Raw genomic sequence first — 10236 nt, 5'->3', positions numbered from 1 at the left:
GGTCGGCCTCGGCGGCGGAGAGGGCCAGTGGTGGTTGCATGGGGCGCAGGATGGTGCGTTCGTGCAGGGTGAGGTGGGGGAGCAGGGCGGGGGGCCAGCAGGCGCGGACGCGGGGGTCGGTGGCGAGGTGGTCGGCGTAGGCGGTCAGTGCCCAGCTTTCGAAGGTGACGCGCCGTTCGCGCAGCAGCGCGGGTCCGGGGCGTACGTCCAGTGCTCGGGGGGTGTCGGCGACGGTGATCCAGCAGACGGGGCCGAAGAAGCCGATGGTCTCGTTCTTCGCGCAGTACCGCTGCCAATAACGGGCGACGGAACGCTCGCGCGCGCGGCGGCGGGAGGTGCGGTTCGCCCCCGGGCCCTTCGCGAGGATCCCGTCGAGAGTGATCAGCACGCCGGGGTTCTGCCAGGTGACGGCCTCGCGGAACAGCGGGTCGGCGGCGATCTCGCAGATCTTGGCCGCCCCGGCGGCGAGGGCCTCGGAGAGGACCTTGTCGAAGACCTCCGCGTCGCCGTATCCGGCGAGCAGGTCGTCGGCGGCGGCAGCGGCGGCGGGCGCGGCGAAGGCGTCCAGCCCCGCCGCGGGGAACCCGGTGGTGCGCAGCAGGGCGTCCGGCCACACCGTCCAGCCGGTGTCGCCCAGGTTCGGCTTCGTCACCGCGCGCCGCCCACGGTCGCGAGGTCGGCCGACAGCAGGGCGAACAGGTCCGCCTCCCGCTCATGCAGGAAGAAATGACCGCCGTCGATGCGGTGCAGGACGAATCCGGCGGTGGTGTGTCCTTCCCACCCGGCCATCTGCTCCATCGACACCGCCCGGTCGAGCGTGCCGGCGAAGGCCGTGATCGGCACCGGCAGCGGCTCCTCGGGCCGGTAGACGTACTCGTCCAGCAGGGTGAAGTCGGCCCGCAGCGCCGGCAGCAGCAGTTCGAGCAGCTCGGGCTCGTCGGCGACCGCCTCGGGCACCCCGCCCCCGGCCACGACCCGCGCCACCAGCTCGTCGTCGGGCACCCGGGACAGCCCGTCGAACGTCGAGGACCCGGCCAGGTGCGGCGCGCGCGCCGCGCCCACGTAGAGCCGGTCCGGCAGCCGCGCACCGGCGTCGCGCAGCGCCCGGATCAGCTCGAACGCGAGCCGGGCGCCCAGCGAGTGCCCGTACAGCGTGTACGGCCGGGCGTCGGAGGCGGCCGTGTCGGCGAGCGCGCCGGCCAGCTCGGCCATGTCGATCTCGGCGGGTTCCGCGATCCGGTTCTCCCGGCCGGGGAGCTGCACGCCGAGCACCTCGGCGCCCGGCGCGAGCGCGGCGGGCCACGGGTGGAACACACCCGCGCCCGCCCCGGCGTACGGCAGGCAGAACAGCCGGACCGCCGCGTGCGGCAGGGGCCGCGGGCAACGGAACCAGCGGGCGGTCAGGGTGGACATCAGGCGCCTCCCGGCGGGTCGATCCAGTAACGCTGTCGCTGGAAGGGATAGGTGGGCAGCGGCACCCGCCGCCCCTTCGGGGGGACGCCGGAGGGCGGCTCCGCCGCGCCGGCGTCGGACAGGAGCCGGTCGGGGTCGAGTGCGGCGACCGCCTCGGCGAGGTCGCCGCACTCCACCGTCACCCGGTGCGCGAAGGAGCGGCGTCCGGCCGCCAGCGTGTACGCCACGTCGGCGAGCGGCAGGTGCGGGTTGGCGGCGAGGTGGTCGCGCAGCCGCGTGATCGCGGCGCGCAGCGCCTCGGGGGTGCGCGCGGAGAGGTGGAGCGCGAACCGGCCCGGAGGGAACCGCCCCGCCGCCTCCTCAGGCTCGGGGGCGTCCGGTTCCGGGGCCTCCGCGACCAGCACGTGCGCGCCGGTGCCGCCGATGCCGATCGCGCTCACCCCGGCGACCCGGCGCCGGCCCTCCGGCCAGGGCGCGGTCTTCACGGGCAGATAGAACGGCCCCCGGTCGAGGCCGAGCTGCGGGTGGGGGGAGCCGACGTGCACGTTGGCGGGGATCCGCCCGTGCCACACCGACAGGACCGCCTTGATGAACCCGGCGACGCCCGCCGCGGCGTCCGTGTGCCCGATGTTGGTCTTGACCGAGCCCAGCGCGCAGTGGCCGGTGCCGCGCGCCCCGGCCGCCCGGAAGGCGCGGGTCAGCGCCTCCACCTCGATGGCGTCGCCCAGCGGCGTGCCGCTGCCGTGCGCCTCGACCAGGCCGACTTCGTCGGGGGAGACGCCCGCGTCGCCGAGCGCGTCGGCGACCGCGGACACCTGCCCGCCGAGACCCGGTACGGCGAAGCCCGCCCGGGCCGCGCCGTCGTTGCCGATCCCCCAGCCGGGGATCACCGCGTACACGTGGTCGCCGTCGGCCAGGGCGTCGGAGAGCCGCTTGAGCGCGACCACGCCGCTGCCGCTGGAGAACCCGGAGCCCGCCGCCTCGGCGTCGAACGCGCGGCACCGGCCGTCGGGGGAGACCATTCCACCGGGGGTGTGCCGGTGGCGGGGCCAGGTGACGGTGACGCCGCCCGCCAGCGCGAGGTCGCAGCGGTGGTCGGCGAGGCTCTGCGCGGCGAGGCACACCGCGACCAGGGAGCTGGAGCAGGCGGTCTGCACGGCGACCGCCGGGCCGGTCAGGCCCAGCCGGTACGCGACCTGCCCGGGCAGGTGGTCCGACCGCTGGTGCGGCAGGATGCGCCCCTCCCAGTCGTCGGGGTCGTCGGGGGACCCGGCGGCCGGGTTGCCGAACAGGTGGAAGAGGAAGTACCGGTTGGCCGAGGTCGAGGCGAACACCCCGATCTGGCCGTCGAACCGCTCCGGGTCGCATCCCGCGTCCTCGAGGGCCTCCCAGGCGGTCTCCAGGAACAGCCGGTGCTGCGGGTCGGTGCGGGCGGCCTCCTCGGCGGTGAACCCGAAGAACTCCGCGTCGAAGTCGGCGAGCCCGTCCAGCTTCCCGCCGGACCGCACGTGCGCGGGGTCGGCGAGCAGCCGCTCGCCGATGCCCAGCGCGCGCAGCTCGGACTCGGAGTAGTCCCAGATGGCGTCCACGCCGTCGGAGAGCAGCGACCAGAACGCGGCCGGGCCGGGAGCGCCGGGGAACCGGCAGCCCAGGCCCACCACGGCGATCCGGCCGTCGGGATCGTCGTCGCCGTCCCATTCCTCGTCCGCGTCCTCGTCCGCGTCCCGGGCCGGGGCCGGTGAAACGGGGGACGCGGCGGGCGTGGCGGGCGCGGCGGCCGGGCCCATGAACGCCCGGGCCTGGGCGCGCACCGTCGCGTGCTCGAACAGCGCGGTCATCGGCACCGGCGTCCCGACCAGGTCGGTGAGCCTGCGCTGCAGCCGTCCCAGCAGCAGGGAGTGGCCGCCGGCGTCGAAGAAGGGCTCCGTCACGCCGATCTCGGCCACGCCGAGCACCTCGCACCAGGCGTCGTGCACCGCCGCCTCGGCGGGGGTGGCGGGCCGCTCGCCGGCGCGGGCCGGGGCCGGGGCGGGCAGGGCCAGCACGTCCACCTTGCCGGTGGGGGTGAGCGGCAGCGCGTCGAGCACCACGACCGCCGCGGGCACCATGTGGTCCGGCAGGTTCTCCGCCGCCGAGCGGCGCAGCGCCGCGGGGTCGAGCACGGCGCCCGGCGCGGGCTGGACGTGCGCGACGAGCCGGTCGCCGGAGAGCGACACGACGGCCTTGGCCACGCCGGGCCGGGCCGTCAGGTGCGCCTCGACCTCGGCCGGTTCGACCCGGAAGCCGCGGACCTTGATCTGCCGGTCCAGCCGTCCCAGGCAGACCAGCGTGCCGTCGGGGAGCAGGCGTCCGAGGTCCCCGGTGCGGTAGACCCGGCCGCCCTCGCCGTCGGTGGTGAAGCGTTCGGCGGTGCGTTCCGGGTCCCGCCAGTACCCGAGCGCCAGGTAGGGGCCGCGGATCGCGATCTCGCCCTCCCGGAGGCCGGCGTCCGCGTCCCCGCCCGCTTCCGCGCCGCGGGGGTCGAGCAGCACGACGTCGTAGCCGGGCAGCGGCCGCCCGATCGGCACCAGCGGGCCCGCCCCGCCATCCCCGGCGTCCGGGGAGTCGACGACGTCGACGGCGTCGAAGGCGGTGTGGTGATGGGCGACGAAGGTGGCCTCGGTCGCGCCGTAACCGTTTACGAAAAGGCACGCGCCGGAGAACCGGCCGCGGCCCGCGAGCGCGTCGGCCCTGGTCACCCGCTCGCCGCCGAGCAGCACGGCGCGCACCGACGGCAGCCGCCCGTCCGGCCCGAGGGCGTCGAGGACGTACCGGTAGAGCGTCGGCGTGGAGTGGTAGACGGTGACCTCGTCGTCGGCGAGGCGGCGCACCAGCTCGCCCGGGGCGAGGGCGCGCACGTCGATCGGCACGACGGCCGCGCCGGTCAGCAGCGCCGGATAGATGTCCGGGATGGACGCGTCGAAGCTGACCGAGGCGAGCAGGCTGAGCCGGTCCTCGGCGGTGATCCCGAGGCTGTCGATCTGGTTGCCGACGCAGTGCAGCAGGTTGCGGTGGCTCTGGGCCACCCCCTTGGGCACTCCGGTGGAGCCGGAGGTGTACCTCAGGTACGCCAGGCCGTCCGGCTCGACGGCCGCGCAGGCGGCGGGCGGCGCCGGGGTCGCGTCCTCGACGAACACGACCGGGCAGGGCCGGTCGCCGAGGAGGGTCCGGGCGAGCGTCTCGTGCCTGCGGCCGGCGACGAGCACGCTCACGTCGGCGTCGCCGAGCATGTACGCGAGCCGCGGGGCCGGGTACGACGGGTCCAGCGGGACGTAGACGCAGCCGGAGAGCAGCGTTCCCATGATCGCGGCGATGACGCCGGCGTCGTGTCCGGTCAACAGGCCGACGCGGGTGCCCGGGCGGCCTCCGGCGGCGGCGATCAGGCGCTGGATCCCGCCGGCCGCCGCGGCCAGTTCCGCGTACGTGACCGGGGAGCCGGGCGTGACCACGGCGACGCGATCGGGGGACCTCCTGACGACATCCAAGAATCGATCGACTACGGTGTGTTGCGTCACCGGATTTCCCGCATGTTGCCCCACCATTTCGGTTCGCCCGCCACCGTGTTACGCCGTCTGTGATGACTGGCGACTTGCTGACACACGGACGTTAAAGGTCAGGCGTTGCCGATCATTGGCCGTATGATTGCTGTGTCCGCAATTGCGGCTATTGCGGCTTTGATGTGATCTTTCGCGATGATCCGCGAGTGGCTCAGGCGAGGGAACCGGCATTGAACGTCGAAAGAATCGTTCCCGCGTACGACTTCCAGGTTCTCGGACCGCTCCAGGTCCGTGTGGACGGCGTCGCGCTGGCGCTGCCCGCGCGCCACCCGCGCATGCTCCTCGCCGTGCTGCTGCTCCACAACGGCGAGATCGTCCCCGAGGGGCGGCTGCTCGAACAGGTGTGGGGCCACGGCGTCGGCAGCACCGTCGCGCTGCGCACCGCCGTGTCGCGGCTGCGTTCGTGGCTGCGCGACCAGGCGGGCGGGGTCGGCGAGATCGAGCACGTCGGCGGGGGCTACCGGCTGCTGCTGCCCGACCCGTTCCTCGACGCCGCCCGGTTCCGCGCCGCGCTGGCCGCCGACCTCGAGGCCGCGGGGGCCGATCCGCACCAGCGGCTGGCCGCCCTGATGGCCGCGCTCGAACTCTGGCACGGCTCCGTGCTGGACGGCGCCCCCGAGGGGGTGCGCGAGGAGTCGGCGGTGCGCGTCCTGGAGGACGAGCACGCCATGTGCCTGGAGCGGCTGGCCGAGCTCGCCATCTCGGTGCGGATGCCCGAGCTGGTCCTGCCCCGGGCCCGCGCCCTGGCCCGTACGCGGCCGTTCGACGAGCCGCTGCACACACGCCTGATCGAGCTGCACGCCGCCTGCGGCCGCCCCGCCGAGGCACTCATGGAGTACGAGCGGCTGCGCAGCCGGCTGGCCGAGGAACTGGGCATCGCGCCGAGCGCGGACGCGCAGCACGCCTACCTGACCGTGCTCAACCAGGACCTCCCGCCGTCCGCCGGGGTGGAGCGGCCCCTCGGCGTGGCCCGGGACCCGCACGTCGTGCCGCACCAGACGCCTCCCGACGTCGCCGACTTCACCGGGCGCGGCAAGGCCGTCGCGGTGCTCCTCGACCACCTCGGCGGGCTGCTCGACGACTCCACCCGCACGACCGCGCTGGTCGCGGGCATCACCGGCCCCGCCGGGGCGGGCAAGTCCGCCCTCGCCGTGCACATCGCCCACCGGCTGGGGGCGGCGTACGCCGACGGCCAGCTCTACGCGGACCTGCGCGGCTCGGACGCCCCTGAGGCCCCGGTCCGCGTGCTCGGGCGCTTCCTGCGAGCGCTCGGGGTGGCCAAGAACTCCGTGCCGGACGACCCCGCCGAGCGCACCGCGCTCTACCGCAGCCTGGTGAGCGGCCGCCGGATGCTGGTCGTCCTCGACGACGCGGCCGACGAGGCGCAGGTGCGGCCCCTGCTGCCCGGGGCGCCGTCCTGCGGCGTCCTGATGACGAGCCGGTCGCGGCTGGTGGGCGTGGGCGGCGCCCGGATGGTCGAGCTCGACCGCTTCGACACCGACCACGCCCTCCAGCTGCTGTCCACGATCGTCGGGCACGAGCGGGTGACCGCGGAGCCCGACGCCGCCGCCGAGCTGGTCGGGCTGTGCGACCGGCTCCCCCTCGCGGTGCGCATCTGCGGGGCCCGGCTCGCCGCGCGCCCGCACTGGTCGCTCGCCGGCCTCGTCACGCTGCTGCGGGACGAGCGCCGCCGCCTGGACGAGCTGAGCGTCGCCGACCTGACCGTACGGGACGGCCTGCGGCAGAGCTTCGCCCGGATCAGGAGGGACGCCCGGCAGACCCTGGTCCGGCTGGCCCGGCTCGGCCGGGTCGAGTTCACGACCGGCACCGTCGCCGCCGTCTGCGGCCTCGACCACGGCACGGCCGTGGACCATCTGGGCGTCCTGGTCGAGGCGCGGTTCGTCTCGGTGGTCGACACCGGTCAGGCCGGCCGGTTCCACTACCGGGTGGACGATCTGGCCCGGCTGTTCGTCCTGCACCCCGGCGACGCGGCCTGGGAGCCGCAGGAGATCGTCGTCCACTCCTGATCCGGCCCGCACGCCGATCCTCCTCTTTCACCGCGCTTCTCGTCCGTCGTGCGGTGTCCTGACTATTCCCGACAAACCAGTTGGTACGTAGATCTTTCTGTCAGCTATGTCAGGCCAACCTCAAGGACCGTTACAGTTCCTGAATGCGTTTTGTCCCTTTTGTCCTGATTCCAGCCGCTTTGCTGATCGGTGTCGCCTCGCCCGCTGCCGCCATCACGAACGGAACCGCCGACGGAACGGACCACCCAGAGGTCGGCGCCCTCCTCGCCGACAAGCCGCACAGCGACGGCACGTGGTCGTTCTGCACCGGCACGCTCATCTCGCCGACCGTCCTCCTCACCGCCGCCCACTGCGGTGAGGACGTGGGGAAGGGGAAGGACGGGAAGAAGACCGCCCGCGTGACCTTCGCCACGAAGTACAGGAAGGGCGACAAGGTCCACACCGGGCGCTTCGTGGCCGACTCACGCTACAGGGACAGCTCGGAGCTCCATGACATGGCCGTCGTCCTCTTCGACACGCCGATCACGGACATCACGCCCGCCGAGCTGCCCGCCGAGGGCATGCTCGACGACCTCAAGGCCCGCGACGGCCTGAAGACCGCCCAGTTCACCCCCGTCGGGTACGGCTCGCTGAACCCGAAGAAGGGGATCCGGTACGTCTACACCGACACGCGGAACCGGACGTCCATCTCCTTCAAGTCCCTCACCCCCAGGTGGCTCAAGCTGTCGCTGAACCCCGCCAAGAAGGACGGCGGCACCTGCTACGGCGACTCGGGCGGCCCCAACTTCCTCGGAGAGTCCCACCTGCTCGTCGCGACGACGATCAGCGGGGACGACGAGGCCTGCAGGTCGACGAACCTCGACTACCGTCTCGACACCGCCACGGCCCGCGCGTTCCTCGGAAAGTTCGTCACGCTTCCCTGACTCACTCCCCGAGGTAGTGGAAACCCGGCCTCGGGTGCATGAGGAAGTCGTGGTGCGAGATGTTCCAGGCGTACGCGCCCGCCATGGCGAACTCCACCACGTCCCCCCGCTCCAGCCGCATCGGCACGCGCCGGGCGAGCACGTCCTTGGGGGTGCAGAGCTGCCCCACGATCGTGACGGGCTCGCCCGGCTCGCCGCCCGCCACCGGCTGGTTGTGCCCCTTGGTCGCGGGCGTGCGGATGTGGTGCGTGCCGCCCGCGACGACGGCGAACAGCTCCCCGTGGACACGCTTGACGTCGATCACCCGGGTCACGTACCGCCCGCAGTAGACGGTCAGCGACCGTCCCGGCTCGATCCGGAACGTCTCCCCGGGGCGGCGCAGCTCCGCGAGGCCCCGGCCGTAGGTCTCCCAGTCGAAACACCGTCCCGGCTCGGCGTACGAGACCGCCATGCCGCCGCCGAGGTTGATCTCGGCCACCCCCAGCCCCCGGGCGTACTCCACGACGGCGGCGGCGAGGTCGAGCATGGCCGGCGCCTCCAGCCCGCTGGCCAGGTGCGCGTGGATCCCACGCAACCGGACCGCGTCCTGGGCGCGGATCAGGTCCACGCACTCGGCGACCGACGGGGGATCCATGCCGAACGGCGTCGCCCCGCCGCCCATCGCCAGCGACGCGCCCTCGACCGGGACGTCCAGGTTGACCCGGAGCAGCACGTCGGCGGCGCGTCCCGACGCGAGCAGCCGCCGCAGCTCGCCGGGGCTCTCCACGTGCAGCCGGGTGACCTCGCTGTGGATCTCGGCGTCCGTCTTGCCCGGCCCGCCCATGGCCACCGGCGTCTCCGGGTGCAGGCCGCGCACGTGCGCCAGCTCTCCGCCGGAGGCGACCTCGAAGCCGTCCACGTGCCGGGCGAGGACCCGCAGCAGCTCAGGGTCGGGGTTCGCCTTGACCGCGTAGTAGAGCTCGACGCCCCGGAGCGCCGCCCGCACCGAGCGCACGTGCGCGTCCAGCTCGGACAGGTCGTAGACGAACGCGGGAAGGCGGCCGGCGGCGGCGAGCGCCTCGACCACCGGGGAACGCGCCGGCAGAGTCCTCGTCACCGCGACCTCCGATCCCGTCCGGGCGGCGTGCTCCCCGCGCTCCTCCGCCCGCGCACGCGGGCGAGCATGGCGATCGACGCCGTCGGCGAATGTGGAGATCATACGATTTCGCGGAGCTCCGGGCCCGCGCTTCCGCGCCACCGGGGCGGGGATCAGAGCCGGTCGTCCGGCCCGGTCGTGTCGGCCGCGGGCGAATCCCCGGTCGGGACGGAACGTCCGGGGCCTCCGGAGCCTCCGGCGGAGTGCTCCGCGTCCGCCGTGTCCGGTACGGCGCCGGTCTCGCGCGTGTCGGTCACGTCCACGTCCACACTCTCGATCAGGTGCTCGCGCAGCGTCTGCTGCTCGACGCGGATCGTCCGGTCCGGGGCCTCCTCCAGGCCGACGAAGCGCGTCAGGGGGACCTCGGTCCTGATGTCGAGGTTCGCCGCCATGGCAGCGAGCACCTCGGTCTGCGCGTCGAGCTTCGCCTGGATCGCCCGGCTGTCCCGGTTCTGGCTGGACTGGATGATGAACACCATCACGAACGTCACGATGTTCGTCACCGTGTTGAGGACGAGCTCGTACAACTGGTTGCCGAAACCGCCGGGCACCAGGGCCGCGCCGGCCACCCAGAGCGCGACCAGGAACACCGCGGCCACGATCGCGGGAAACGAGCCGAGCGCGGTCGTGGCGCTGCCGACGAACCGGGTGACCCGCGTGCTGTAGTCGCCCGGCTGCGCCGCCGTCGTGGTCGTCGCCGTCGTCGCCGTCGATTTCGTCGTGTCACGCGTCTTCACGGTGAGGGCTCTCCAGCCGGAAGAAGTTGCTCTGGCTGCCGTCCTTCTTGTGCTCCTGGTAGATGAAGTTCAGCTCACGCGCGTCGAACGTGGTGAACCACTCGTCCCAGGAGATCTCCTGGAGGTCGCCCCCGCCGTACCCTGGGAAGTCGAACCGCAGCACGCCCGGACGCCCCTCGTGCTCGGTCCCGGGCACCGTCGCCGGGCGGGCCTTCCGCTCCTCCGCCCAGCGCCTGATCACCTCATGGTTCGTGGTGATCAGGCTGCGTCCCTCGCGCTCCTCGTGCTCGTCGACCGAGGAGATCTCCTGCTCGTACTTGTGCTCCCCGCGCACGGGGCGGCTCTGCTCGGACATCGGAAGCCCCCTCTTCCGGTCGCTGCCTTCCGGACTTCCCTACCCATGCC

General features: G+C 73.7%; 8 protein-coding genes. 2 read left to right on the top strand and 6 right to left on the bottom strand.

What is annotated here, in order from left to right; translation table 11 throughout:
* From AWQ70_RS14200 to AWQ70_RS14190, 3 genes are all read right to left on the bottom strand, one after another.
* A partial coding sequence (locus AWQ70_RS14200; RefSeq protein WP_174552390.1) for a lantibiotic dehydratase occupies window positions 1-652 on the bottom strand: 652 nt, incomplete at its 3' end.
* Window positions 649-1413, bottom strand: coding sequence for a thioesterase II family protein (locus AWQ70_RS14195; RefSeq protein ID WP_067175490.1), 765 nt, complete (start codon window positions 1411-1413; stop codon window positions 649-651). The genes AWQ70_RS14200 and AWQ70_RS14195, both read right to left, overlap by 4 nt.
* The gene (locus AWQ70_RS14190) at window positions 1413-4937 is read right to left on the bottom strand and encodes an amino acid adenylation domain-containing protein (protein WP_245646948.1); all 3525 of its coding nucleotides are present in this window, start codon (window positions 4935-4937) and stop codon (window positions 1413-1415) included. The genes AWQ70_RS14195 and AWQ70_RS14190 overlap by 1 nt, the downstream gene beginning before the upstream one ends.
* 242 nt (window positions 4938-5179) lie before the next feature.
* Here AWQ70_RS14190 and AWQ70_RS14185 point away from each other — a divergent pair, with 242 nt between their 5' ends.
* Window positions 5180-7036, top strand: a complete 1857-nt coding sequence (locus AWQ70_RS14185; protein ID WP_067175484.1) for an AfsR/SARP family transcriptional regulator — start codon at window positions 5180-5182, stop codon at window positions 7034-7036.
* 179 nt (window positions 7037-7215) lie between these two features.
* Window positions 7216-7959: a trypsin-like serine protease gene (locus AWQ70_RS14180; protein ID WP_218004525.1), complete on the top strand. Its 744-nt coding sequence runs from the start codon at window positions 7216-7218 to the stop codon at window positions 7957-7959.
* A 1-nt stretch (window position 7960) separates the two neighbouring features.
* Here AWQ70_RS14180 and AWQ70_RS14175 read toward each other — a convergent pair whose 3' ends face one another.
* The 3 genes from AWQ70_RS14175 to AWQ70_RS14165 form a co-directional block, all read right to left on the bottom strand.
* Window positions 7961-9055, bottom strand: coding sequence for an alanine racemase (locus tag AWQ70_RS14175; protein WP_245646947.1), 1095 nt, complete (start codon window positions 9053-9055; stop codon window positions 7961-7963).
* A 152-nt stretch (window positions 9056-9207) separates the two neighbouring features.
* On the bottom strand, window positions 9208-9831 hold the full coding sequence (locus tag AWQ70_RS14170; protein WP_067175478.1) for a low affinity iron permease family protein: 624 nt from the start codon (window positions 9829-9831) through the stop codon (window positions 9208-9210).
* Window positions 9818-10186 (bottom strand): hypothetical protein, encoded by a 369-nt coding sequence (locus AWQ70_RS14165; protein ID WP_067175475.1) that lies wholly within the window; start codon window positions 10184-10186, stop codon window positions 9818-9820. The genes AWQ70_RS14170 and AWQ70_RS14165 overlap by 14 nt, the downstream gene beginning before the upstream one ends.
* Between the last annotated feature and the right edge of the window lie 50 nt (window positions 10187-10236).

Origin of the sequence: Microtetraspora niveoalba (assembly GCF_001570405.1) — a bacterium.
Taxonomy (GTDB): Bacteria; Actinomycetota; Actinomycetes; order Streptosporangiales; family Streptosporangiaceae; genus Microtetraspora; species Microtetraspora niveoalba.
The sequence above is the reverse complement of the archived record's forward strand: the minus strand, read 5'-3'. Positions and strand labels throughout refer to the sequence as shown.

What these genes read in the sequence shown, in the direction of transcription:
- AWQ70_RS14195 (WP_067175490.1), bottom strand. Translation starts at nt 1,413, where the DNA reads ATGTCCACCCTGACCGCCCGCTGGTTCCGTTGCCCGCGGCCCCTGCCG.
- AWQ70_RS14165 (WP_067175475.1), bottom strand. Translation starts at nt 10,186, where the DNA reads ATGTCCGAGCAGAGCCGCCCCGTGCGCGGGGAGCACAAGTACGAGCAG.